The sequence below is a fragment of the Rhizobium sp. Pop5 genome (assembly GCF_024721175.1).
Taxonomy (GTDB): domain Bacteria; phylum Pseudomonadota; class Alphaproteobacteria; order Rhizobiales; family Rhizobiaceae; genus Rhizobium.
The window spans coordinates 270,739-294,834 of record NZ_CP099400.1 but is presented as its reverse complement, the minus strand read 5'-3'; the positions used below and the strand labels follow the sequence as shown (position 1 = coordinate 294,834).

Below are 24,096 nucleotides of genomic sequence, written 5' to 3'. Positions count from 1 at the left end.
GGTAATTGACGGGTCAGCAGGAAACTGACTATCAATATTAAATCAATTTGATTGACTCCAAGAATAATAACGAGGGGATCGTTGAAATGAGATCGAGCAAGCGCGTTTTCCGCGACATTTCCGTGCATTCAGGCTGGGCGACGGCAACCGCCCTGACTGCGCTCGCCGCATTCGGGACGGGCAAGGCGGCCGCAGAGTCGGTGCTGACGATGCATATCGAGGAGCAGACCAGCTGGGTACAGAACTTCAATCCGTTCGACCTTGCCGGCCGCCGGCAAAGCACGATGGATTTCATCTACGAGCCGCTGGTCATCTTCAATGCGGAGCAGGGCGGCAAGCCGGTGTTTCGCCTGGCGACCGACTATAAGTTCTCGGAGGATATGAAATCGGTCACCTATACGCTGCGACCAGGTTTGAAATGGTCGGACGGACAACCGCTGACCGCAGCCGACGTGAAATACACGATCGACCTGATGCTGAAGAACGCAGCACTCGATACCGTCGGCGTTGGCGAGACCGTTGCCTCCGTCGAGGCGCCGTCGGCAACCGAGGTCAAGATCGACCTCAAGGCCGTGAACTCCGACTTTCCGGAAACGCTTGTGGATCTCGCCGTCGTTCCCGAACATATCTGGAAGGATGTTTCCGATCCGGTCGCCTTCAAGAACGAGAAGCCTGTGGGGTCCGGTCCGATGACGGAGCTGCGCCGCTTCACCCCTCAGGTCTATGAGCAGTGCCGCAATCCGAACTACTGGGATGCTGCCTCGCTGCATGTCGATTGCCTCAGGCTTCCGCAGATCTCGGGCAACGATCAGATGCTTGCCATTCTCCCGGAAGGCAACATGGACTGGATCGGATCCTTCATTCCACAGATCGACAAGACCTTCGTCGGGCTCGACTCCGACCATAACGGCTACTGGCAGCCGCCGGCCGAAACCGTCGCTTTCCAGATGAACTTCAAGAGCGGCAATGACGGCAACCTCGAAGCCTACAAGGACCTGAACTTCCGCCATGCCTTCAGTCTCGCCATGGACCGCAAGTCCATGGTCGATATCGCCGGTTTCGGCTATCCCGTCGTCAACGAGCATGCGACCGGCCTGCCACCGCGTTTCGAGACCTGGCGCAACAAGGACGCAGAAGGCGACAAGGACGCCTTCATGGGCTTCGATACCGAGAAGGCCAACAAGGTTCTCGACGATGCCGGCTACAAGAAGGGCGCCGACGGTTTCCGTACGACACCGAGCGGCAAACCGATCGCCTTCCCGATCATCGTTCCGAACGGCTGGACGGACTGGATCGATGCGGTGCAGATCGCCGTCGAAGGACTGCGTGCCGCCGGCATCAATGCGTCCGTCGCTACCCCGGAATATGAACAATGGCGCAAGCAGCTCATCGACGGCAGCTTCGAGGTCGTCATGAACTCCCGCGCCGACGGCGCAACACCGTTCCGCGGCTATTACCAGAACCTGTCGACCGCCTATGGGGGGCGCATCACCGGCGCGCCGTCGCGTTATTCGAACCCGAAGCTGGATGCGCTCTTCGATCAGTATCTGAAGGCGACGTCGGACGACGATCACAAGAAGATCTTCAACGACATCCAGATGCTGGTCGCCGAAGATTTCCCCGTCGTGCCCGTCTTCAACGGGCCGACCTGGTATCAGTTCTCCAGCAAGCGCTTCACCGGCTGGGTCACCGACAAGGATCCCGTCATGAACCCCGAGGATCATGACAACAACCGCATGCGTCTGATGCATCTGCTGCGCCTTAAGCCGGCCAGCTGAATCTGACGAGGGAGCGGAAATGCGCGTTTCGAGCCGGCGCCTCGGCGTCTATGCGGTCGCCCTGGTGTTCGCCATCGTTGTGAACTTCGTTCTTCCCCGGCTGATGCCGGGGAGTCCCGTCGATGCCATGGTTGCCCAGCTCGGCCCGCGGGCGACACCCGCCGCCATCGAGGCGATCAAGGCGCGCTTTGGCGCGGTCGATCAGCCGATGCTTTGGCAATTCGTCGATTATATCAAAGGGCTTGCGACCCTCGATCTCGGCGTCTCCGTCAAATATTACCCCCAGACCGTCGTCCAGGTCCTTGGACGCTCGACGATCTGGACCGTTTTCCTGGTGACGACCGCGATCATCTTCTCGCTTTGCGTCGGCGTCGTGCTGGGTGCGGTTTCGGCCTGGCGGCGCGGCGGGCGCTTCGACACGATCGTCTCGCCGCTTTCGGTGATCATGATTTCGGTGCCGCCCGTCATCGTCGCGCTGACGACGCTTTTCGTCTTCGCGGTTTCGCTGCGCTGGTTTCCTGTGGGCTATGCCTACGACCCCAATCTCGATCCCGCCTTCAACTTCACTTTTGCAGGCAGCGTCTTCGTCCATGCGATCCTGCCGGTGCTGACGCTTTCGCCGTTCCTGATCGGCGAATTCCAGACGACGATGCGCTCGTCGATGATCTCGGTGCTCGGCGAGGATTACGTGACCATGGGCCGCGCCAAGGGGCTCAGCCACCTCACGGTCATGTTCGGCTACGGCGCGCGCAATGCCATGCTTCCCGTCTTGACGAACCTGGCGCTGATGCTCGGCGCCGTCTTCGGCGGCTCGATCGTCACCGAGATCGTTTTCAACTATCCCGGACTGGGACTGACGCTCTATACCGCGAGTGTCGCCCGCGACTACCCAGTCATCCAGGGCCAGTTGCTGCTGATGACGCTCGCAACGCTCGGAGCCAACTTCCTCGTCGACATCATCTACGGCCTTGTCGATCCCAGATTGCGGGAGGCGGTCTAATGGGTTTCGGATTACGGTCTGTTCTCAGCCAGAAGAAAGCGTTGGCCGGCCTCGTCATTATTATTGCCCTGTGGCTGATGGCGCTGTTTGCGCCTGTTATCGCGCCCGGTGAGCCTGGAGCGCGTGTCGGACGCTCGCACCAACCGCCGTCGATCGAACATGTCATGGGCACCACGAAGATGGGCCGGGACGTCTATCGCCAGTTCGTCTGGGGCGCCCGCAGCTCTCTCTCCGTCGGTTTTGCCACGGGCATTGCCATCACCGTTCTCGGCACGGCGATCGGGCTCATCGCCGGCTATGCCGGAGGCAAGACCGATGCGGCGCTCGATCTCGCGACGAATGCAGTACTTGTTGTCCCGAACATGCCGCTTCTGATCCTGCTCGCCTCGTTTGCCGGCACCGTGGGGCCGATGACGATCATGACGATCATCGCGTTGACATCCTGGCCCTGGGGCGCCCGCATGACGCGGTCGCAGACGATGGCGCTTCGCAATCGTGATTTCGTCACTGCTTCCAAGATGATCGGCGAGCCGGCCTGGCGCATCATCTTCGTGGAAATCCTGCCGAACCTGACGACGCTGATCGGCATCAATCTCGTTGGCAGCATCATCTATGCGATCGTCGCCCAGACGACACTCGAATATCTCGGCTTCGGCGACCCGCTGAAAGTCTCCTGGGGCACAATGCTCTACAACGCCCAGAATTCTTCGGCGATCATGGTCGGCGCATGGTGGGATATCGGCGTGCCGGCGCTTGGCATCGCGCTGACGGGGCTTGGCCTTGCGCTTCTCAACTTCACCTTCGACGAAATCGCCAACCCGCAGCTTCGCTCCGGCCCGGCGCTGACGCGCTGGTTCCGCCTCACCCGCGCCCGCAATAGGGAACTGGAGCTGGGCCGATGACCGACAATCTGCTTGAGATCGAAAAGCTCAACGTCGATTACCTCGTCGACAAGGGAGAATTCCGCGCCGTCAAAGACGTCTCCTTCACTATCGGCCGCGGCGAGATATTCGGGCTCGCAGGCGAATCCGGCTGCGGCAAGAGCACGATCGCCTATGCCATCACCCGTCTTTCCAAGGCTCCGGCCTGGATCAGCGGCGGCAGCATCCGGCTGGACGGCCAAGATCTGCTCAAGCTGCCCGAACGCGAGCTGCAGAGAATTCGCTGGAAGCGCATCGGCATGGTCTTCCAGAGCGCGATGAATTCGCTGAACCCGCTGATGCGGGTCGAGGCGCAGTTCCATGACGTCCTGCGTCGGCACACTGGTTGCTCGCACGAGGAATCCCGGGCTCGCGCCGAAGACATGTTCCGCCTCGTCGGCATTCCTACCCATCGCATCAGCGATTACCCGCACCAATTCTCCGGCGGCATGCGCCAGCGCATCGTCATCGCCATCTGCCTGGCGCTGAGGCCCGAACTCATCATCATGGACGAGCCGACGACGGCGCTCGACGTCGTCGTGCAGCGAGAGATTCTCGAGCAGGTTGTCGATCTGCAGCGAACCTACGGCTTCTCGGTGCTCTTCATCACCCATGACCTGCATCTTATGGCGCAGCTCTGCCAGCGCATCGGCGTCATGCTGAAGGGCGAACTGGTCGAAGTGGGTGATGTCGGCCAGGTCGCCCATGCGCCGAAGCACGAATATACGCGGAAGCTCTGGAACGCCATTCCGCAGCTTCCCGGCAATCCGCATCTATCGGGAGTCGTGGCATGAAAGCGCAGGCTAATCCCGTCATCTCCGAAGCCGTGATCCGGCTCGAGGACATCACGCGCAATTTCGGCCCGGTACGCGCGCTGAAAGGCGTGTCCTTCTCACTCTTTCCCGGTCGGGCCCTGGCGCTCGTCGGCGAATCCGGCTGCGGCAAGACAACCTGCGCCCGTATCATCGCTCGCTTGGACAAGCCGACGGCAGGCAGGCTGTTTTTCCACGGGCAGGAACTCACCGCCCGTGGCGAGGCGAAGGACGAACATCGATACCGCCGCGAGGTACAGATGGTCTTCCAGGATCCGTTCTCCTCTCTCAACCCGGCTTTCACCGTCAGCCATCACCTGGCGCGGCCGCTGCAATTGCACCGGCAGGGCAGCTCCAGGGCCGATCTTGTCGAAGAGATTGCCCGCCTGCTGGCAAGCGTCGGGCTGGAACCCGGCCTGACCCGGCAGAAATTCCCGCACGAGCTTTCAGGAGGGCAGCGCCAGCGCGTCAACATCGCTCGCGCCCTTGCTGTCGCACCAAGCGTGCTGGTCGCCGACGAACCGACCTCGATGCTCGATGTTTCCATCCGCAAGGACATTCTTGATCTGCTCGCCAGAGTGAAGCGTGAAAACGATCTCGCCATGCTCTACATCACTCACGATATCGCGACGGCAGCGCATGTGGCCGAGGAGATCGTCGTCATGTTTGCCGGCCAGATGGTCGAATGGGGGAACACCGAGAGGGTTCTTTCCAATCCCAGCCATCCCTACACCCGGCTGCTGCTTTCGGCCGTTCCTGACGGCAGCAGGCCGTTCGTCACCGGCGGAAGCGCGCGTTTTCTCGAACAGGCGGAAAAGGTGCGTTCGCTGAGCCGCCCTGAATCAACGGTCGTCGAACAGGTTGGTCCCAACCACTTCATACGCGCACTCGGCGTTTCCAACGCCGGAACGCTCAAAAACTGATTTCAACAGGCAACCTTCAAAAGGCCTGACCTTCAAGAGGAAAGAGTGACCATGTCCACACCGCGACCGAAAGCCCTGCGGCTTGAAACCCTTTGGAACCCGCCGGCCGACGGCAAGGAATTTTCCTACGTCCTGCGCCTCAAGAACCTCGGCACCGAGCCGCTTTCGAATTTCTCCCTCTGCGTCAGCGGTCCGGGCCGCGTCGATCCCGCCGGCCGCGTCGAAGGCGCCACCATCTCGCAGCGGCTCTCGAATTTCACCGAATTCCAGCCGCCGGCCAATTTCGTTCTCGGTGCGGGCGAGACCTGGACGATATCCGTCTACGCGCTGAGCTGGCAGTTCCGCCACTGGACGGACGGCGCGACGAGCGCCTATCTCGCGCTTTCCGACGGCAGCACGATCGTGCTCTCTATCGAGCCGACGCGATCTTCGGTCAGCAACGCGCCACTGAAGCGCGGCGCCGAGATCTATCCCGTTCCCGCCAATGCCCCGGTTCAGGTATCAATCATTCCCTGGCCGAACCGCGTGGCCGTCACTTCCCGCCGGCCGCTGCCGGCCGGTTTTGCGCCACAGGCTCAGAGCGCCGAAGGGGAGGCCGCTGCTCAGGGCTTCGCGGCGTTGGTGAACCATCTCTTCGCCGTCGAAGGCATCATGCGCAGCGAAGCGGAAGGCGCGGTTCCGGTTGCCCTGAAGGATGCCGCTGGGTTTGCCCTGGAAGCCTACCGGCTGAGCTTCGATGAGGAAATGATCACCATCGAGGCGAGCGGCAAGACCGGCTTCCTCTACGGCCTCGTAACACTCGGCCAGATCTGGCGCGGCGTAAGGCTGCATCCCGGAGTTTTCCAGTTTCCCGGTTCCGGCGAGATCGTCGACGAGCCGTCGATGGGCTGGCGCGGGCTCCATCTCGACGTCGCCCGCCAGTTCTATGCCGCGGCCGAGGTCAAGAAGTTGATTGCTGTGCTGGCCTGGAACAAGCTCAACCGATTCCACTGGCATCTTTCCGATGACGAAGCCTGGCGCGTCGAGATCGACGCTTATCCAGCCCTGACCGAGATCGGCGCATGGCGCGGCCACGGTCTTGCCGTGCCGCCGCTGCTCGGTTCGAGCCCCGCCCGGACGGGCGGCTATTACACCAAGGCCGCCATCCGCGACATCGTCGCCTATGCAAAGGGTTTCGGCGTGGAAATCGTGCCGGAGATCGATATGCCCGGGCATTGCTACGCCATGCAGCAGGCCATACCGGAGCTGCGCGATCCCCAGGAAAACGGAAGCTACTATTCAGTTCAGGGCTTTCCCGACAATTGCATCAATCCGGCCCGTGAAAGAACCTACGAAATCGTCGAGACGATCCTTTCAGAGCTGATCGAACTCTTTCCGTTCAAGACGATCCATCTTGGTGCCGACGAGGTCCCCCTTGGCGCATGGTCCGGCTCACCGGAAGCGCTTGCGCGCCTGCGTGCCGTTGCCGGGGACCAAGTTGCCGATGCGCATGCCAAGCGGCTGAACGTCGTCACCAACACGCATGGCGCCGACGATATTCACGGCTCAGGTGCGGCTATCCTGCAGGCAGAATTCCTGGAGCGCGTCCAGCGCTTCCTGGCGAGCAAGGGCTGCATCACCGGCGGCTGGGAGGAAGCGGCCCACGGCGACGTCATCGACAAGTCGAAGAGCTATCTTTGCAGCTGGCGCAATGTCGAAGTTTCGGCCGAGCTCGCCGAGCGCGGCTACCAGATGGTCGTCTGCCCTGGACAGGTCTATTACCTCGACATGGCGCTCAGGCCCAACTGGGACGAACCCGGCGCCAGCTGGGCAGGTACCTCCGATGCGGAAAAGCTCTACAGTTTCGATCCCATCGGCAGCTGGACAGCGAGCCAGAAGGAGAAACTCCTCGGCATCCAGGCCTGCATCTGGTCCGAGCCGATGACGGATCGCGCCGTGTTCGACCGCCTCGTCTTCCCGCGCCTTTCCGCCCTTGCCGAAACCGGCTGGACGAAGCCGTCGTCCAAGTCGTGGGAGCGGTTCAAGGCGCTCGCGGGGTTGATGCCGCTGCTCTACGGATTGCAGGAGTCGTAAGCCGAGGATTGGGATCGAGGAAGCCCTTTGCGGCGGAGAGGCGCGCCCTCGGCATCACGCAAAATCCAGGCGTGACCATGGCTGAAGACGGTGAATAAGCCGTCTTCACGAGTCATTCGATCGCTATGGCCGAATGCCGCGAAGCCTGAAGGAAAATACCGAGGATCTGAAGATCAACAGCATTCCAGGCGCGACTCTGGTCTGCATTCTCACCAGCGCTTTTCGTTAAATGGGGATGTGCAACCCATACCAGTAGTATCAGATTTCTATCCTCGCCGCTCGCTGCTATAAAAGACTAGTAGTAGCAATGGCGAGGCGATGCCTAATTACCGGATCGAGTTCTTCAACACTGTCGCGGCGAAACGGTGCTACGCATCTCATCTGCCACGGCACCGGTCTCGCCAGATCTTTGCAGCCCAAGCTGAAGCGCCCAGTGCCGCCACTCCTCATGTGTTCGTGAGGTAGCGCCATGGGCAGAGAGTCATCAGCAGCCGCGCCTCCTCGCGACAGCCCACTTTGGCACAGGATGGTTCCATTGCGGAGCAACCAGCGCCGGCTGTTTTGGCCAGCGCTTTTGATATCCGTTTTGCTTCTTGCAGGCATCGCTGTTTTTATTCGTGAAGTCCGCCATGCCGAAGATCCGATCCGGCCTTTCGAATATCGAACTCTCAGTAAGACTGCCCGCTTGTCGAGCGCTGCCGTCCACCCCGCTACGGTGGCTTCTCCTCTTCCACCCATATCCCTCTCGCGGCATCTGATCGAGCTCCCGAAGCTCGAGTTGACAAGCCAGTTTCTGCGCATGTGGCTGGTCTCAGGGCCAAATATCTGCGGCGCTCTTCGTGAGGGTGGCATCGAGATGAGCGAATGGAAAGCCGCATCGATGCGCAATCGCAACTATGAATGCTACTTCCAGCGCATCTACGAACGGACCGAGGTGCGCCCCTTGAGTTCGACTTTCGTCAGGGTTCGCGGAAATGAAATGGGCGATATCGTTGAAATCGGTGCCAAGTTGGTTGGGCCGGAGACAGATGCCGAGGGGCGCCTCTCCCCCGCCGTCCTGCGCATTTTCGAGCTCATTGTGAAGCAGGCGTGCTGGCCTGATTTCGAGGATACGCTCGCGTCGATCCAAAACCTTCGCGATGTCGAACACGAACGGTTCGGCTCCTATCTCAGCTTCACGCGCGAAGCCGGCAGCGAAAATAACTTCAATTTCGCTCTTGGCCTGAAGGCGACTTCGGGTCCGCAGATGCGAACCAGAACCTATTTTTCGAAAGACCGCTGGCTGGCCGCGCCAAATCCCCTCAATGCTCCTGGGAGCTTCGTGCTCAGGGACAGTTTGAGCACGTCCATATCAGCCCGTTGCGCTCAATGACGGGCTGCCTCGAATCCATCGGCTGAACCGGATTCAACCGAGCGGCTTTTGCAGGACGTCGAACCTGGGATTCGTCTCGGAGAAGATCGGCAGGGCGGCGGCGCCGAGGATCGCCGTATCCTTGCCGGTCATGCCGATCATGACGCGAGGAGCGGTGCGCTTCTGGCCGGGATCGATCGGGGTGTGCAGCGGCTCCAGCCGCTCCGCAAGCCGGAGCATCAACGATGTGGATATGCTGCCGCCGAGCACGATGGTCTGCGGATCGAAGGCAAGCTCCAGAAAATCGACGGTCTGGCGCAGCGGCTGCACGGCCTGATCGAGCCAGGCGTCCAGACCCTCGCCGCCCTTGGCGATCAGCGCATCGAGATCGTCTGGCAAAAGCTCCTCGGCGTTGGCGATGCCCATGAATTCGTAGGCGACGGTCGGCGAGATGTAGCGATCCAGACAGCCGCGTTTGCCGCAGCTGCAAAGCTTGCCCTGCGGTTCGACGATGATGTGCCCGATCTCGCCGGCATTGTTGCGGCTGCCTTTGTAGAGGTGGCCGTCGAGGAACATCCCGGCGCCGATGCCGCCTCCGCCTGCGAGAAAAAGATAGACGAAGCTGGCAAAACCGCGGGCGACGCCATGAAGGCGCTCGCCGATCGCTGCCGCCGTCGCATCGTTCTCAACCAGCACAGGTACCTTCACCCGCTGTTCTAATTCATGCCCCACAGGAAAATCCTGCCAGCCGGGCAGGTTCTGTGGGCTGAGAGAAGTGGTGCCGCCGTCGGCATAGCGGCCGGGCAGGGCCATTCCGACGCCGAGCAGCCTGTTCCGGTCGAATGCGAAGGCCTGTTGAAGATCTTCGACGATGGATTGCAGCACCGGCATGGCGGTTAGAGGATCGGCATGCTCGACATGGCGCTCGATGCGCGCGCAGACGACGCCGGAAAGATCGGTCAGGACTCCGCTTGCGCGCTGGCGGCCAAGTTCCAGGCCGATCGAATAGGCGCCGCTCGGATTGATGCTGTAGGGGATGATCGGCTGGCCGCGTGCCAGCTTTTGCGCCTTGGCCGCGACGAGAAGGTGCGACCTCTCCAGCTCCTCGACGATATTGGACACGGTCTGCGCCGTCAGCGCGGTCATCCGGGCGATCGCGGCGCGAGACAGAGGGCCGTTCGTGCGGACAGCCTCGATCACCACACGCCGGTTGTGAGACTTGGCCTGTTCGAGGTTCGTGCCGGAGATCGCCTTCATGTCGCCTTCAAAGGAAATGGTCCATCACCCTTGTCACAAGACGGACTCGGATGAAAGCCACATTCTTCGCCGCGTCTTACTCGCCGGCGGCCTCGATCCGATAGACCTTGCGCCTTTGCAGGAAGCCGAGGATCGCGATCCCGGACAATCCGGTAACGGCGCTCAGGATAGCGGTTCCGGAATAACCTGCCGCAGATGTGCCTGCGGCAAGACCAGCGCGCCGATCCCGGCGCTCGCAAAGATATTGACGGAGATGAGTGCGCTGCCGAGCCCCGGCCTGTCAGCGATGAGATCCTGCAGATAGGTGATCGGAATGCTGATGATCGCCGCCGCGCCGATACCCGCAATCAAGGTGAGCGCGTAAAGATGCCATGGCTCGGAGGCAAAACCGAGAAGGCCGAGAAATACAGCATAGATGATGGTGCCGGCGGCAAGCGCCGTCATCTGTCCGGTCTTCCGCGCAATCCGCGACCAGACGATGATGAAGATGACCTCGAGCAATGCAACGATGCCGACGAGGATGCCGACATCGCTGAGCCGCCCATGCGCCGCACCCGTCGCGATCAGCGGCAGAAGGGCGTCGTTGAGATGCAGCGTGCTGGTGATGAGCGCCACCCCGAGGATATGCGCAGAGATTCGGGGCGATACCACCTGACGAAGCGCGCCGAGATAGCTGAGATGGTGAGCTGCGGCCATCTCCGTTCCCGTCCGCTTCGGCAGGGCAAAGACGATGATGCCCTGGCAGATCAGACACGAGATGCCGGCAAAGAGATAGGCTGGCAGCATGCTCGACGCGCCCGAAAGCACGAGGCCCGTAATGCCGGGGATCAGCACCCAGGAAAGCGAGATCATGGCGCGCACGCCGGAGTTGGCCGTCACCATGTCGTTCCGGTTCATGCCCTGCATCGCCGCACGCGCATTGGCAAAGAGTAGCGAGTTCAACGCCCCGTAGATCGGCAGGGGCAGCAATCCGCTGATGATGAAGATCGCCGCACTCGGAAAAGTATAGACGATGCCGTAGCCGACGATGCCGAAGAGACAGGCACCGATCATCGCCGATCGATATTCGCCGAGCCGGTCGGCGAGATTGCCGAGCAGGACGCTGACGACGACGTTCACGGCCGCCGATGCAAAGGTCAGGACGGAATAGAGGCTATCGCTCAGCCCCAGTTCACGGATACCCACGATTGAACGATAAGGAGCCGTCATCGCTCCCGCCATTCCGAAGGTGAAAATGGCGATCATGCTGGCGCGGATCGCCGGATTGCGGAAGACATCGGGAAAGAGGCGGCTCATGCGGTCACGTGGACTTCAGTAATGTTCCGATTGAGAGAAGGTACGTGCAAGCTCAGCCTGGCCGGCCGTGAGACCGCAGTCGACAGGCAGGCAGACGCCGGTGATCGCTGCAGCCAGCGGGCCGGCAAGGAAGCCGACGGCATTCGCGACGTCCTTGGGATCGACCACGCGCTGCAGCGGATACCAGCGGCGCGCCTCCTCGAAAACGTTCGGATTGGCGGCGGCGCGCACTTCCCAGGCCTGCGTTTTCACGGTCCCGGGCGCGACCGCATTGGAGCGGATGCCGAACTTGCCGTATTCCACGGCGACCAACCGGGTGAAGTGCAGCAGGCCTGCCTTGGCGGCGCTATAGGCCGGGTGTCCGAAGACATTCATGCCGTTGACCGAGGCGATGTTGACGACGGACCCTTTCGAAGCCTTCAGCATGGGCTCGAAGGCGCGGAAACATAAGAATGCCGCTTCGAGATTGAGCGCATTGTCCGCCCGCCAGATCTCCGGCGTCGTGTCGTGGAGGCTGGTCGCGCGGGCGGCACCGGCATTGTTGACGAGGGTTCGAACCACGCCGGCATCTGCAGCGCGTTTCGCCAATTCGGCAATGCTTGCCTCGTTGGTCACGTCACATCCGACGGCGACGAAACGATTGCCCGGCCCGAGCTTCGAAGCCGCGGCGGCGGCAGCCGTCACATCGATGTCGGCGAGCAGCACGACATCGTGGTCATCGGCAAGCCGGGCGGCGATCGCCGCGCCGATATCGCCTGCAGCACCCGTCACGATGGCTGCCGATTGGGTCATTTGCTGTCGCTCCCGTTCATAGGATTCAATCTCCAAGCAATTGCCGGTCGTCGCCGTCCCGGTGAAGGACGAGCTGCTGCTTGATGCGCCGAAGCGTCGTCGTCGCCTTGGGCTGAACGGCGTAGGCGACCAGGCTCGAGAGAATATCGACCATCGCGATATAGGCGATGCGCGTGGACGTCGGGCGGTAGATGTTGTTGCCTTCCGGAAGATCGATCGGCACCACGATCTCGGCGGCCTTGGCGACGGGGCTGTCCGTCTGGGTCAAAGCGATCGTCTTCACCTTGGTGTCGCGGGCAAGCTCGAAGGCCCGCACCAGCTCCATATTGCGCCCTGAGAAGGACGAGCCGATCACCACGTCGCCCGGCCTGGCCGCCGCCGCCATCATCAACTGCATGCTGTGGTCGGAACTTGCGGTAATGCGCAGACCGAGACGAAAGAGGCGGTTCTGCAACTCGTCGGCGATCATCGACGAATTGCCCCCGGAGCCGAAGGCATAGATCATATCGGCCTTGGCGATAAGCGAAACGGCGGCCTCGATCGCGGCAAGATCGAGCGACCGATGCAGGAGGAAGAGTGCGTTCTGGGCCTTGGTGATGATATCCTGGGCGACATCGGCCGGATCGGTGCTCTTCGATTCCGGTTTCAAATAGCGCACGCCTATATGCGCCGTCCTGGCAAGCTGCACCTTGAAGTCGGAAAAGCTTTCGCAGCCCAGCCGGCGGCAAAAGCGTGTGACGGTCGGCGGCGAAACCTTCGCGCGTTCCGCAAGCTCGATGATCGAGGCATTCACGGCAAATTCGAAATCATTGACGATGATCTCGGCGATGCGGCTCTCGGAGGGGGAGAGCCGGCCTTTGTCTTCCTGCAATGTCGAAAAAATATCCAAACCCGTCCCCCCGATGGCTCCATCAACTCTTCTTCTTATAGGCCACGCAGTCGATCTCAACCTTGCAATCGACCATCATCGATGATTGCACGCAGGCACGCGCCGGCGGATGCTCGCCGAAATACTCCTGATAAATCTTGTTGAAGGTCCAGAAATCACGGGGGTCGTCGAGCCAGACGCCGACGCGCACGACATCCTCAACGCCGTAGCCGGCCTCTTCGAGGATATCAAGAACATTTGCGATCGTCTTGTGGGTCTGGGCAATGATGTTGCCGTCGATGATCTCACCATCTTCCATCGCAACCTGTCCGGAAACATAGAGCCATCCGTCGGCTTCCACGGCGCGCGCAAAAGGCAGCGCCTTGCCGCCGGCGCCCGTTTGAACAGTGCCATAGCGCTTGATAGGCATTCCCAAGTCCTTGCAAATTATTTTCTTGATAAGTTGACAAGTGACCATAGAAAGCGGAATTTGACCAGTGAAAAACGTGTTTTATGAAAAGAATTTCAATCCGGGGCCAGCATGCGCGATCCTTTCAAGAATCCTTTCCCGCCCGACAGCGCCCGCCACGCGATCTGGGAAATGCTCGTTTCCCGCGATATCGATGCCTTTCTGGCTGCCGATTGGTCGATGGTGGAGCATGACTTCGTGGAAGAGGGCTTCATCGGCATCGACGGCCGCAAAGAAGTCAGCCCCGATAAGTGGCGTCTCGCTTTCCCGACGCTGGCAGCCTATCGCCAGGAGTGGCTGAGGCAGGCGAAGGATTTCGCCGAACAGAGTTTCGCGGAGGACCCGCGTACCGCGATTTTCACCACGACGACGCTCGAAGATATCGAGATCGAAGGCGACATGGCACTCGTGCGCAAAAAATTCGACGGCGGCATCACCAGGAGCGACAATACCCGCGACGTCCTGCAATGGCAGACGCTCTATTACTGCAGACTTCACGAGGGACGCTGGAAGATCTCAGGTTTCACCGGCTACCTGCCGAACCCGATGGGTTGAAGCGGAGCCGCTAAGAAGAAGGCCACTTTCTTGCGCATTTTCACGGCAGCATTGGCGACCGAAACCAACACATTCTCCCCGATCTGCGTGGATCGCCGCGCATTCGAAGCCTCGCTTTACGCCCCGCCCGGCCAGCACCCCGAAACGCCGACGCTCTGCACCGCGCCGATCACCGTCGGACGGCGCGTCGCCCGGGAAAAAGGCTGGGAGCTGATCGAGGGAACCGCCACCTGGGCTGACCCCGCAGGCCTCGTCAACCGGACGACCTACGAAGAACTGCGTGACGAAATCCTCGGCCAGCTCACAGCGGCAATGCCTGTCGATGCCGTCGTCATGGGCCTGCACGGCGCCATGGTGGCCGCCGGTTATGAGGATACGGAAGGCGATCTTCTCCAGCGCATCCGCGAGATCGTCGGGCCTGACGTCCTTATCTGCGCCGAGCTCGATCCGCACAGCCATTTGACCGCAAAGCGCGTCGCGGCGCTCGATTTCGCCGTCTATTTCAAGGAATTCCCGCATACGGACTTCGTCGATCGCGCCGAGGACCTCTGGCGCATCGCTGTGGAAACGCTCGAAGGCCGGGTCAAGCCCGTCATGTCAGTGTTCGATTGCCGCATGATCGACGTCTTCCCGACATCACGCGAACCCATGCGCTCCTTCGTCGACAAGATCATGCAGATCGAGAATGACGATCCTGAGATTCTGTCGATCTCCGTCATCCACGGCTTCATGGTCGGCGACGTTCCCGAAATGGGAACAAAGCTGCTTGTCGTGACGGATAACAAGCCGGAAAAGGGCGCGACCCTGGCGCGTGAACTCGGCCTCGAACTTTTTTCCAAGCGCGGCACCTTCATGGTCCCGCAGATCGACGAGAAGGAAGCAGTCTCGCGCGCGATCGCCGCAAAGGCATGGCCCGTCGTCATCGCCGACGTCTGGGACAATCCGGGCGGGGGCACTGCCGGCGATGCGACCGTCGTCCTCGGCGAGCTGATCGCCCGCGGCGTCAGAAGTGCCGCAATCGGCACCATCTGGGATCCGATGGCCGTGCAGATTTGTTTTGCGGCAGGCGAGGGGGCGGAAATTCCGCTGCGTTTCGGCGCCAAATCGGCGCCCGGCACCGGCAATCCCATCGACGGCACCGTCAAGGTCGTCAAGCTGGTTAGGAATGCCGAGATGCAGTTCGGTGAAAGCCTGGCACCCTTCGGCGATGCCGCGCACATCGTGCTCGATGGCATCGACATCATCCTGAATTCCACGCGCGCCCAGAGCTTCGATCCGAGCCTCTTTTCCGTGATGGGCATCGATCCCACGAAGCAGAAGATCCTGGTGATCAAATCCACCAATCACTTCTTCGCGTCCTTCTCGAAGATTGCGGCGGAAATTCTTTACTGCTCGGCGGGAACGCCCTATCCCAATAATCCGGCGACGACGCCTTACCGGCGGGCGCCGAAGACCATTTGGCCGATCGTGGCCGACCCACATGGGATAGAACGCGGAGCCGCCTAGATGCATGACAACAGGTTCGCCGTCGTCGCCAAGGCAGGTGATAAGATCGCCGATCTCTCGACGCCGCGGCCTGTCATCGACGAGGCCCGTGTGGCTGCAAACATCGCCCGCGTCCAATCCTATATGGATCAGCACGGGCTGAACTTTCGCCCGCATATCAAGACGCACAAGATCCCGGCCCTTGCCGTCGCGCAGGTCGCCGCAGGCGCCAAGGGCATCAATTGCCAGAAGGTGACGGAAGCCGAGGTCTTCGCCAAAGCCGGCTTCGGGGACATCCTCATCACCTTCAATATCCTCGGACAACAGAAGCTCGAGCGGCTGGCCAGGCTGAACGAGAAGATTTCGGCCTTGAAAGTCGTTGCCGACAGCGAAGTGACGGTCGACGGGCTCGCCGCGCATTTTTCCGGACACAAGCCGCTGATGGTGCTCGTGGAATGCGACACCGGTGCCGGCCGCTGCGGCGTGCAGACGCCGGAGGAAGCGGCCTCGCTCGCCAAGCGCATCGCCGCCGCCGATGGCCTCACCTTCGGCGGCATCGTGACCTACCCGAAGCCGCAATCGGCCGCCGCCGTGGAAGCCTTCATCGCAGAAACGGTGAGCCGCCTGAAATCGGACGGCATAACCTGCCCGATCGTCAGCAATGGCGGAACGCCGAGCCTCTTCGAGGCGCATCTCGTCAAATCGGCGACGGAACACCGGGCCGGCACCTATATCTACAACGACCGCCAGATGGTGCGCATGGGCCATTGCACCGAGGATGATTGCGCCATGCATGTCCTGGCGACCGTCGTGTCGCGGCCGAACGCCGACCGCGCCGTCATCGATGCCGGCTCGAAGGCGCTGACTTCGGATCTTCAGGGCTTCAGCGATTACGGGCTGATCGTCGGGTATCCCGAGGCCCGCATCACCAGCCTCTCGGAAGAACACGGCGTGATCGATCTCTCAACCTGCACCGGCCCCCGGCCCCAGATCGGCGAGAAGCTCTTCATCATCCCGAACCACACCTGCGTGGTTTCCAACCTCTTCGACACGATGGTCTTCCATCGAGGCGGCGTCGTGACTCGCGTCGAAGAGGTCGCCGCTCGCGGTCTCGTCTGGTAGGGGGCGGCTGCGATTGAGGGCGAAAGACCCTGATCGCCGTAGGCTGCAGTTATCGGTGGATTGCCACCGATCTCGGTATCAGCAAGGATGCAGTCGCTGATATCGAAAGACGTGCGCGGCGGATGACTTCGTTGGGCTAATATGGGACATAGGCTTTACGAGCCAGTGTCCGCTTTGTGGCCGGAAGCGGTCAGGCAGATTCGGCGTCCGCATGGCAGAAGCGGATGGTCGGGTCGACACACTTTTAGTCTCATCTGACCCAGAGCGGACTCTCGGCGCGTGGTGCCTCTGACGAAAGGCGGACATTGTTGAGAGTGAGTGTAGGCCTGCGCGATGTCAGCAACGCAACACTCGGCTGTTCGAAGGTCAGCGGCCCATGCATGACCGCGACGCGAGCGCCGACTGACCATTGAGCCGCGTCGGCGATCGCAATCGTAGAGGTCGCCCAATTCGCGATTGCGTCGAGGTTGGCATCTGAGTTTGGGATAGCGAAAGACCTGGTTAGCTCTTGTGAACGCTATCGACTTCGAACGCCGTCTCCTGGGGTGGCGAGGTGAAGCCGCCCTTGATCCCCTTGCTCATCGCCGGCTTCAAGATTCCATCGCGAAACGCCTCCCAGCTCGCCTTGGAGTCGTGAATAGCAACGATCGTCCAGCCCCCCGCGGATGGTCCCGCGGCATGGAAGGTTTGCCCCTTCGGCAGAGCGCCGCCCGCCGGGTGCACGGCAGCGATCGAAGCCTCGTATTGTGACTTCGTCCCACCTGCAAAATGGTGAACTATCCCGTAAGGCATCTCTTCCTCCATTGTGACGTTTGAGTGGTTCCTTTCTATAGGCCATCGTAAGTGTTTTAGCGACCCCTAATCTACGCGAGTCATCGAGCAGCTGTGGGTAAAGTGACGTTGGTGGGTTTCCACGGGAATGCGGAATGCGCGAAAGTGGGGACGAGCCAGCTTGTCGACCATGAAATACATCCGACCAGGGAAGGCCGCCAACGCTCCCCTTCTAGCGCAACCGCGGCCCCCAGAACGTCGTGCCTGCAACGTCTGCTTTCAGGAATTGGCAGAGCTAGTTTCCATGGCCGACATGCGGGCGCGTTCCCGCCAGACATTCACCTTAATCCAAATGTACCGAATGCTAACCTTGATTAGGTGAGTTCGTTGGCTGAGCACATCCAGGTAGAGTGTCTTCTCACCGGATTGAAGGCCGTGATAAAAGGAGCCCATGGGCATCAAGAACTATCTAATCGAAGGCGGCTCGGGTACTGGAAAGACGTCTGTCGCTACCGAACTGGAGCGGCGGGGCTACCATGTCGTCCATGGTGACCGCGTTTTGGCCTATGTCGGCGACCCCGAGACAGGCCAGGCGCTCGCGGGACCACCCGAAGGGGCAGACCGCATCGCTTGGGGATACGCTCACTGGATCTGGCCTGTCGACAAGGTCCGAGCTATAGCTGCCGACACCACCCATCCTGCTACGTTCTTTTGTGGCGGTTCGCGCAATTTCCACAAATTCCTGCACCTGTTCGATAAGGTTTTCGTGCTCGACATCGACGTTGAGACGTTGAACCGACGATTGGATGGGCGGCCGAATGAGCCGGGCTTCGAGCCGGCTGAGCGGGCCCTGGTACTCCGCTACCATCGTACCCGGGAATATCTTCCTGCCGGCAGTACTATCGACACGGCGAATACCGTCCCAAGTGTCGTCGACGACATCCTCGCTAAACTCACCTGAACCAGTCTCGTCAAGCCGCCGTCGGGTTGATCACGTTCATATCGATTTCCGTCAGTTCCACGCGCCGCTCGAAGGCAATGCCGGCTTCGTCGAAGAGATGGCAATCGGCGGCATTGATGCCGGTCGAAACAGGCGCATCCGGACGGATGCCGACGCTGCCGGGAAGCATGGCGCAGAAATTCTCACCCTCACCGTTGAGCGATGCGTAGGCGACAGTATTGGCTCCAAGGCGCTCGATGACCGTCGGCGTCACGGTAAAGACGATATCGCCACCGCCGAGCTGGATATGCTCCGGCCGGATGCCGAGCGTCAAAGATTTGCCGATCATGCCCTCGCGCGGTGTCACCGGCAGAACGGCGGTCTGGCCCTGATAATCCACCTCGACGCCGTTGGCGCCGACGCCCTTGCAGGTTACCGGCAGGAAATTCATTTTCGGATTGCCGATGAAGCCCGCGACGAACTGGTTCGCGGGCTTGTGATAAAGCTCGAGCGGCGCGCCCGTCTGGGAGATGTTGCCGGCGTCAAGCACGACGATCCGGTCGGCCATCGTCATGGCCTCGACCTGGTCGTGCGTCACATAGATCATCGTCGCCTTCAACTGCCTGTGCAGCTTGGCGAGCTCGATGCGCATATCGGCGCGCAGGGCCGCATCGAGGTTGGAGAGCGGCTCGTCGAACAGGAATATCTTGGGTTCGCGCACGATGGCGCGGCCGATCGCGACACGCTGGCGCTGGCCGCCCGAAAGCATGCCAGGTTTCTGCTGCAGCCGCTGCTCGAGATGCAGGATGCGCGCGGCATTTTCGACTTTGGCCTTGAGCTTTGCCTCTTCCATCTTCTCGACACGGAGCGGGAAGGCGATGTTCTCGAAAACAGTCATGTGCGGGTAGAGCGCGTAGGACTGGAACACCATGGCGATGCCGCGCTTGACCGGCGGCAGGTCATTGACCCTGACGCCATTGATGACGATATCGCCGGCCGTCGTCGCGTCAAGACCGGCGATCATGCGCAAGAGCGTGGACTTGCCGCAGCCGGACGGGCCGACGAAAACGACGAACTCGCCATTCCTCACTTCGAGCTGCACGCCCTTCAGGACTTCATAGTCGCCGTAGAACTTCTGAACTTTGTTGAGAAGAAGCTGTCCCAAAAATCTCTCTCCGCCGGCGGCCTTCGTCGCATGTTCGATCAGGGGAGGGATCGCGGCTTATGCCGCGATCCCAAGAGCCCAAAAAGGGCTTACTTGAACGCCTCGATTTCGCCGGCTGCCTTTTTGAGCGCGGCTTCCGGCTCGGCCTTGCCCGTTACCACCGACTGGATCATCTCGATCACCGAGTTCTGGAAACCCTTATAGTCGGTGAAGAGCGGCTCGGGGCCACCGTAGCTGATGCCCTCGATGAGCGGCTTCCAGTAAGGGTCCTTGGCGACGAATTCGTCGACCTTTGCCGAAGGACGCAGCGGGGTGAGGCCGGCGCCGCCCTGCAATTCGTATTCCGACTGGACCTCGGGCGAGGTGATGAACTTGGCGAACTCAGTCGCCTTGTCCTCGACACCAGAACCCTTGAAGATCGCAAGGCTGTCGGTGATCAGAAGCGTTCCCGGGCCTTTGGCGTCGGGGCCAAGCGGCAGCGTCGTGATGCCCCAGCTGATCTGCGTCTTCTTCAGGCGGTCGGCCGCACCCGATCCTGCCTGGATCATGGCGACCTTGCCGTCGAGGAAGATGGCGCGGACTTCGTTCTGCTCGTAGGCCGTCGGGCCTTCCTCGGCATAGGCCGAAATGTCCTTATACGCCTTCAGCGCGGCGAGGATCTGAGGGCTGTCGAGCGTAACCTTGCCATCGGCATCGATCACGCTGCCATTATTGGTGTAAACCCAATGCATGAACTGGTGCATCGTGTTGTCGAAGGTCTTGGCGGAGAGACCAAAGCCCGGGATGCCGGTCTTTTCCTTGATGGTCTTGGCCATCTCGATTTCTTCGGCCCAGGTCTTCGGCGGCTTCTCAGGATCGAGGCCGGCCTGCTTGAAGAGGTCCTTGTTCCAGTAGAGCGCCTTGGTGGAAAAGGCGATCGGAACGCCCCACTGCGTGCCCTCGAAGGTCACCGTGTCGACGATGTGGGGATAGTAGCCCTTCTTCTCGTCATCGGTCATCGGCACCTTGACGATAAGATCGTTCTGCGCGAATTCCTTCAGCGTGCGCGAGCCGACATAGGCCATGGCGACCGGGGTGCCGGCGGCTGCGAGCGTCGTTGCCTTGTCCTGGCACTGCGCCCAGCCGACGACCTCAGGGGCGATCTTCCAGCCAGCGTTCTTTTCTTCCCACTGCTTGATGTATTTGGTGTGGACCGGGTCGATCGTGTCGCCGCAATAGATCCAGCTGATTTCCTTGTCGGCCGCATGGGCAGTGACCGCGGTCAGTGCGGTCGAACCGAGCAAGGCGAGCGCCATAAGGCCTGTCTTGATTGTTATACTCACGTCGTGACTCCCGTTCTTGTGTTAGCTGTTCACTCGTCTTTTGGTCTTATTGTTTCACCGCACCGGCGGTCAGCCCGCCGACGAGGTAGCGCTGAAGGAAGAAGATGACGACCATCGCCGGCGCAATACCGACGAAGGAAGCCGCCATGAGTTCGTTCCAGATGACCTCCTGCTTGCCGAAGTAAGCAAAGAGACCCACCGGCAAAGGCATGTATTCGGTCTTCGAGTTGAAGGTCAGCGCGAAGATGAATTGCTGGGCGTAAGCGCCGATGAAGGTGGTGATGGCGACGACGATGATCCCCGGCATCGCAATAGGCAGGATGACACGGCGAAGCGTGTAGAAATGGCTGGCGCCATCCATATAGGCCGCTTCGTTGAGCTCTTGCGGAATGCGGATCATATAGGTGCGCAGCAGCCAGATCGCCGAAGGGATCAGGAAGGCGACACCCGGCACGATCATCGCGAGATAGGTGTTGAGCACGCCCATGCTGCGCATCAAGCGGAAGAGCGGAATTAGAAGCACGGCGCCGGAGAACATGTTCACCGTCAGGAAGGCGCCGAGCAGAATCCCCATGCCCTTGAATTCGAACTTGGCGAAGGCATAGGCCGCGGGAATAACGAGGCAGAGCACGATCACCGTAACGATGATCGAGATGAAGAACGAGTTGAAGATATAGCGCCCGAAACCCGGCACGCTGATCCACATCGTCCGGTAGGCCTCGAACGAGCCGTTCTCCGGCCAGAAGCGATAGGGCGAGGAGAAGAGCTGGCTGAGGGGCTTCAGCGAAACCATGAAACCTTCGAAGAAAGGCGCCAGCACGAAGAACAGGAACAGGGCGATGCCGCAATAGATCAGGATGATTTCCCACCAGCGGTAACGGTCGATCATGGCAGCACTGCTCATGCGCGCTTCTCCGGGTTGAGGCGGCGGGTGACGCGGAAATAGGCAAAGCAGAAGAGCGACAGGAAGATGCAGATCAGCACAGCGCGCGCGGCCCCTTCACCGTATTTCTTCGAGCCGATGGCGGTGTGGTAGGTATCGATGATCATTGTCGTGGTCTCGCCGCTCGGGCCGCCCTGCGTGAGAATCCAGATGATGTCGAAGGAGTTGAAGGTGGCGATCAGCGACAGCATGGACATGGTGATGATCGCAGGCACCATCAGCGGCAGGGTGATGCGGCGGAAGCGGTACCAGCGGCCGGCGCCGTCGGTCCAGGCGGCCTCGTAGAGATCCTTCGGAATGGACTGGATCGCCGCCAGGAAATAGATCGTCACCAGCGGTACGCCGATCCAGACGTCGGTGACGATCGTCGCCCAGAAGGCGGTGCTGCCATAGGCGAGGAAGGCGACCGGACCGTCGACCAGGCCAAGGCGCTGCAAAACGCCCGATATCATCCCGAACTGGCCGTTATACATCCAGCCCCACATGAAGATGCCGATCGCCATCGGCACGATCCATGGCGGCATGGTCAGGAGCCGGAACAACGAGCGGCCGGGCACGGCGGCATTCAGCATCGTCGCGCCGAAGGTGCCGATCACCATTTTCAGCGCGACCGAGAAGAACGTCCAGATGAAGGTGCGGAAGATGACCTCCGCAAACGTGGCGTTGAAGATCTTCTCGTAATTGACCCAGCCGACCCATTCCGTCGTCTTTTTCAGCGACGCATCGGTGAAGGAGAGAATGAACGTATCGACGAGGGGATAGGCGACGATCGCAAGGACATAGAGGACTGCCGGAAGAAGAAGGATCCAGGCGAAGATGAAGGCGCTTCTTTGGACACTCATCTTGCCGCCTTCCTCAAGCCGCTCTTGCGTGAAGGGCCTCGTCGAAGCGGTCCCAGATGGGGCGCAGGTCGACGACCGTTTTCCTCATCCTTGCTTCGTCCATCGCGAGCGCCAGAATGCCGGCTTCGAGCGCGTTCAGCGTGGAGACGGGAAGTTCGAGCCCGGTGCGCACGCTTTCGAGCAGATCACCCGCCATCTGTTCATCGGCGCCGTAATGCTGGGAGAGCTCGGTGGCGGCGTAAGTGTTCTCGACCACTTTGTTGCCGGTCAGCTGTTCGTGCACGTTGAGGTAGCCGCGAACGAAATCGCCTTCGGCCATACCGCGCGAACCCATGATGGCGAAACGGCGGAACTGGTCGGGCACATTGAGATTGGTATGGAAGTTCATGCCCACACCATTGGCATATTCGACGATCGCCACCTGATAATCGATGATGTCGGCATCGCTGTCGAAGACCTTGTCAGAGCCCATCCATCCGCTTGGCTTGCGATGGAAAAGCTCGAGATCGTTGATGCCTTCGCGCGCCGGGTCGTTCGCCGGGATGAAGCTCTTGCGGCCGCCGAAACTGGCGACGCGCTCCGGCCGCGCGCCAACGACGCCATTATAAAGGTCGAGGTCGTGGCAGCATTTCTCCAGCATGAAGCTGCCGGAATAGCGCTCGTAACGACGCCAGTCGCGCATGAAGAAAGCGCCGTGATAGGGCTCGATATGTTCGGAAGCTTCGATCGACACGATCTGACCGAGCTTGCCCTCGGCCTGGATGGCACGCAGATCCCGGTAAAGAGGAGAATAGCGCAGCACGAGACCGACCATCAGCCGCTCATGGCCGAATTTCGCCATCAGATGGGCAAGCTCGATGCTCTCGGCGATTGTCGTGACAATCGGCTTTTCGCAGAAGACCTTGAGACCGGCCTGAAGGCCCAATCTGATATGGTCGAGATGCATATGATTGGGAGAGCCGATCATCAGGAGATCGAGCTTCTCGGAGGCAAGAAGCTCTTCCGGCGAACCATAGGCCTTGCCGACCGAAATTCCCTTTTCCGTCAATCCGGGAAGCCCGGCGGGATCCGGGTCCACATAGCCTACGATGTCGAAGCTGCTGTCGATCGCCTTGAAGACGTAGCCGAGATAACCGAGCCGGAATCCTAGCCCTATGATTCCCACTTTCATGCCGATCAGGTTCCCATTTAGGTAATTTATTTTCTTTAAGTTGGGACAAAAAACGAAGGGCGTCAATAGAAAACGGGCCTCAAAGCATGAGTATGAAATTAATTTTCATAGATCGGTAGGCGGCTGCCGATTCCGCGTCTCGAACGGCAAATTGCGTCGGCAAATCGAAAAGGGCGGGCGTCGACGCCAGGGATCGGCGGATGCCGGCGTCTTCGCCGCAAGCTATGATTGCGCCGGCAGG

At 60.6% G+C, this 24,096-nt stretch carries 21 protein-coding genes and 1 pseudogene; 11 read left to right on the top strand and 11 right to left on the bottom strand.

Going from position 1 to position 24,096, the window contains the following annotated elements; translation table 11 throughout:
* Positions 1-86: 86 nt before the first annotated feature.
* The 7 genes from NE852_RS25250 (at position 87) to NE852_RS25220 (ending at position 8,878) form a co-directional block, all read left to right on the top strand.
* Positions 87-1,778: an ABC transporter substrate-binding protein gene (locus NE852_RS25250; protein ID WP_258156754.1), complete on the top strand. Its 1,692-nt coding sequence runs from the start codon at positions 87-89 to the stop codon at positions 1,776-1,778.
* Positions 1,779-1,797: 19 nt separating this feature from the next.
* On the top strand, positions 1,798-2,778 hold the full coding sequence (locus NE852_RS25245) for an ABC transporter permease (protein ID WP_258156753.1): 981 nt from the start codon (positions 1,798-1,800) through the stop codon (positions 2,776-2,778).
* The gene (locus NE852_RS25240; RefSeq protein WP_258156752.1) at positions 2,778-3,680 is read left to right on the top strand and encodes an ABC transporter permease; all 903 of its coding nucleotides are present in this window, start codon (positions 2,778-2,780) and stop codon (positions 3,678-3,680) included. Before NE852_RS25245 ends, NE852_RS25240 begins: the two co-directional genes overlap by 1 nt.
* Positions 3,677-4,492, top strand: a complete 816-nt coding sequence (locus NE852_RS25235; RefSeq protein ID WP_258156751.1) for an ABC transporter ATP-binding protein — start codon at positions 3,677-3,679, stop codon at positions 4,490-4,492. Before NE852_RS25240 ends, NE852_RS25235 begins: the two co-directional genes overlap by 4 nt.
* Positions 4,489-5,433 (top strand): ABC transporter ATP-binding protein, encoded by a 945-nt coding sequence (locus NE852_RS25230; protein ID WP_258156750.1) that lies wholly within the window; start codon positions 4,489-4,491, stop codon positions 5,431-5,433. The genes NE852_RS25235 and NE852_RS25230 overlap by 4 nt, the downstream gene beginning before the upstream one ends.
* A gap of 51 nt (positions 5,434-5,484) precedes the next feature.
* Positions 5,485-7,506 (top strand): beta-N-acetylhexosaminidase, encoded by a 2,022-nt coding sequence (locus NE852_RS25225; protein ID WP_258156749.1) that lies wholly within the window; start codon positions 5,485-5,487, stop codon positions 7,504-7,506.
* Positions 7,507-8,032: 526 nt separating this feature from the next.
* Complete coding sequence (locus NE852_RS25220) at positions 8,033-8,878, top strand: DUF6030 family protein (protein ID WP_258156847.1); 846 nt, start codon at positions 8,033-8,035, stop codon at positions 8,876-8,878.
* 33 nt (positions 8,879-8,911) lie between these two features.
* Here NE852_RS25220 and NE852_RS25215 read toward each other — a convergent pair whose 3' ends face one another.
* From NE852_RS25215 to NE852_RS25195, 5 genes and pseudogenes are all read right to left on the bottom strand, one after another.
* A complete protein-coding gene (locus NE852_RS25215) occupies positions 8,912-10,114 on the bottom strand; it encodes an ROK family transcriptional regulator (RefSeq protein WP_258156748.1) in 1,203 nt (400 codons plus the stop codon).
* Between the two features lie 76 nt (positions 10,115-10,190).
* Positions 10,191-11,410 (bottom strand): annotated as a pseudogene (locus tag NE852_RS25210) (MFS transporter).
* A 15-nt stretch (positions 11,411-11,425) separates the two neighbouring features.
* Positions 11,426-12,202 (bottom strand): SDR family oxidoreductase, encoded by a 777-nt coding sequence (locus tag NE852_RS25205; protein WP_008531302.1) that lies wholly within the window; start codon positions 12,200-12,202, stop codon positions 11,426-11,428.
* 25 nt (positions 12,203-12,227) lie between these two features.
* Positions 12,228-13,091: a MurR/RpiR family transcriptional regulator gene (locus tag NE852_RS25200; protein WP_008531301.1), complete on the bottom strand. Its 864-nt coding sequence runs from the start codon at positions 13,089-13,091 to the stop codon at positions 12,228-12,230.
* Positions 13,092-13,113: 22 nt separating this feature from the next.
* Positions 13,114-13,500: a RidA family protein gene (locus tag NE852_RS25195; protein WP_008531300.1), complete on the bottom strand. Its 387-nt coding sequence runs from the start codon at positions 13,498-13,500 to the stop codon at positions 13,114-13,116.
* A 111-nt stretch (positions 13,501-13,611) separates the two neighbouring features.
* Between NE852_RS25195 and NE852_RS25190 the strand changes: the two genes are divergently transcribed.
* The 3 genes from NE852_RS25190 to NE852_RS25180 are packed head-to-tail and all read left to right on the top strand — an operon-like array spanning position 13,612 to position 16,701.
* The gene (locus NE852_RS25190; RefSeq protein ID WP_008531299.1) at positions 13,612-14,094 is read left to right on the top strand and encodes a hypothetical protein; all 483 of its coding nucleotides are present in this window, start codon (positions 13,612-13,614) and stop codon (positions 14,092-14,094) included.
* Between the two features lie 30 nt (positions 14,095-14,124).
* Positions 14,125-15,600: a M81 family metallopeptidase gene (locus tag NE852_RS25185; RefSeq protein WP_258156747.1), complete on the top strand. Its 1,476-nt coding sequence runs from the start codon at positions 14,125-14,127 to the stop codon at positions 15,598-15,600.
* The gene (locus NE852_RS25180) at positions 15,601-16,701 is read left to right on the top strand and encodes a D-TA family PLP-dependent enzyme (protein WP_008531291.1); all 1,101 of its coding nucleotides are present in this window, start codon (positions 15,601-15,603) and stop codon (positions 16,699-16,701) included. It abuts the gene before it with no gap.
* A gap of 501 nt (positions 16,702-17,202) precedes the next feature.
* On the opposite strand, the gene NE852_RS25175 is transcribed toward NE852_RS25180, so the two are convergent.
* Positions 17,203-17,493: a hypothetical protein gene (locus NE852_RS25175; RefSeq protein WP_037173240.1), complete on the bottom strand. Its 291-nt coding sequence runs from the start codon at positions 17,491-17,493 to the stop codon at positions 17,203-17,205.
* Between the two features lie 430 nt (positions 17,494-17,923).
* Between NE852_RS25175 and NE852_RS25170 the strand changes: the two genes are divergently transcribed.
* Complete coding sequence (locus NE852_RS25170) at positions 17,924-18,433, top strand: nucleoside kinase (protein ID WP_008531287.1); 510 nt, start codon at positions 17,924-17,926, stop codon at positions 18,431-18,433.
* A 10-nt stretch (positions 18,434-18,443) separates the two neighbouring features.
* Here NE852_RS25170 and NE852_RS25165 read toward each other — a convergent pair whose 3' ends face one another.
* The 5 genes from NE852_RS25165 to NE852_RS25145 form a co-directional block, all read right to left on the bottom strand.
* Positions 18,444-19,577 carry an ABC transporter ATP-binding protein gene (locus tag NE852_RS25165; protein WP_037173242.1) on the bottom strand — a complete coding sequence of 378 codons (1,134 nt, stop codon included), beginning with the start codon at positions 19,575-19,577 and terminating at the stop codon, positions 18,444-18,446.
* 89 nt (positions 19,578-19,666) lie between these two features.
* Positions 19,667-20,872: an ABC transporter substrate-binding protein gene (locus tag NE852_RS25160; RefSeq protein ID WP_258156846.1), complete on the bottom strand. Its 1,206-nt coding sequence runs from the start codon at positions 20,870-20,872 to the stop codon at positions 19,667-19,669.
* Positions 20,873-20,945: 73 nt separating this feature from the next.
* The gene (locus NE852_RS25155) at positions 20,946-21,803 is read right to left on the bottom strand and encodes a carbohydrate ABC transporter permease (protein WP_008531282.1); all 858 of its coding nucleotides are present in this window, start codon (positions 21,801-21,803) and stop codon (positions 20,946-20,948) included.
* Complete coding sequence (locus NE852_RS25150; RefSeq protein ID WP_008531281.1) at positions 21,800-22,684, bottom strand: carbohydrate ABC transporter permease; 885 nt, start codon at positions 22,682-22,684, stop codon at positions 21,800-21,802. The genes NE852_RS25155 and NE852_RS25150 overlap by 4 nt, the downstream gene beginning before the upstream one ends.
* Before the next feature lie 13 nt (positions 22,685-22,697).
* On the bottom strand, positions 22,698-23,855 hold the full coding sequence (locus NE852_RS25145; RefSeq protein WP_008531280.1) for a Gfo/Idh/MocA family protein: 1,158 nt from the start codon (positions 23,853-23,855) through the stop codon (positions 22,698-22,700).
* Positions 23,856-24,096: the final 241 nt, after the last annotated feature.

What these genes read in the sequence shown, in the direction of transcription:
- NE852_RS25190 (WP_008531299.1), top strand. Translation starts at nt 13,612, where the DNA reads ATGCGCGATCCTTTCAAGAATCCTTTCCCGCCCGACAGCGCCCGCCAC.
- NE852_RS25240 (WP_258156752.1), top strand. Translation starts at nt 2,778, where the DNA reads ATGGGTTTCGGATTACGGTCTGTTCTCAGCCAGAAGAAAGCGTTGGCC.
- NE852_RS25195 (WP_008531300.1), bottom strand. Translation starts at nt 13,500, where the DNA reads ATGCCTATCAAGCGCTATGGCACTGTTCAAACGGGCGCCGGCGGCAAG.
- NE852_RS25145 (WP_008531280.1), bottom strand. Translation starts at nt 23,855, where the DNA reads ATGAAAGTGGGAATCATAGGGCTAGGATTCCGGCTCGGTTATCTCGGC.
- NE852_RS25250 (WP_258156754.1), top strand. Translation starts at nt 87, where the DNA reads ATGAGATCGAGCAAGCGCGTTTTCCGCGACATTTCCGTGCATTCAGGC.
- NE852_RS25230 (WP_258156750.1), top strand. Translation starts at nt 4,489, where the DNA reads ATGAAAGCGCAGGCTAATCCCGTCATCTCCGAAGCCGTGATCCGGCTC.
- NE852_RS25170 (WP_008531287.1), top strand. Translation starts at nt 17,924, where the DNA reads ATGGGCATCAAGAACTATCTAATCGAAGGCGGCTCGGGTACTGGAAAG.
- NE852_RS25225 (WP_258156749.1), top strand. Translation starts at nt 5,485, where the DNA reads ATGTCCACACCGCGACCGAAAGCCCTGCGGCTTGAAACCCTTTGGAAC.
- NE852_RS25180 (WP_008531291.1), top strand. Translation starts at nt 15,601, where the DNA reads ATGCATGACAACAGGTTCGCCGTCGTCGCCAAGGCAGGTGATAAGATC.
- NE852_RS25235 (WP_258156751.1), top strand. Translation starts at nt 3,677, where the DNA reads ATGACCGACAATCTGCTTGAGATCGAAAAGCTCAACGTCGATTACCTC.
- NE852_RS25245 (WP_258156753.1), top strand. Translation starts at nt 1,798, where the DNA reads ATGCGCGTTTCGAGCCGGCGCCTCGGCGTCTATGCGGTCGCCCTGGTG.
- NE852_RS25155 (WP_008531282.1), bottom strand. Translation starts at nt 21,803, where the DNA reads ATGAGCAGTGCTGCCATGATCGACCGTTACCGCTGGTGGGAAATCATC.
- NE852_RS25150 (WP_008531281.1), bottom strand. Translation starts at nt 22,684, where the DNA reads ATGAGTGTCCAAAGAAGCGCCTTCATCTTCGCCTGGATCCTTCTTCTT.
- NE852_RS25175 (WP_037173240.1), bottom strand. Translation starts at nt 17,493, where the DNA reads ATGCCTTACGGGATAGTTCACCATTTTGCAGGTGGGACGAAGTCACAA.
- NE852_RS25160 (WP_258156846.1), bottom strand. Translation starts at nt 20,872, where the DNA reads ATGGCGCTCGCCTTGCTCGGTTCGACCGCACTGACCGCGGTCACTGCC.
- NE852_RS25220 (WP_258156847.1), top strand. Translation starts at nt 8,033, where the DNA reads ATGGTTCCATTGCGGAGCAACCAGCGCCGGCTGTTTTGGCCAGCGCTT.
- NE852_RS25215 (WP_258156748.1), bottom strand. Translation starts at nt 10,114, where the DNA reads ATGAAGGCGATCTCCGGCACGAACCTCGAACAGGCCAAGTCTCACAAC.
- NE852_RS25205 (WP_008531302.1), bottom strand. Translation starts at nt 12,202, where the DNA reads ATGACCCAATCGGCAGCCATCGTGACGGGTGCTGCAGGCGATATCGGC.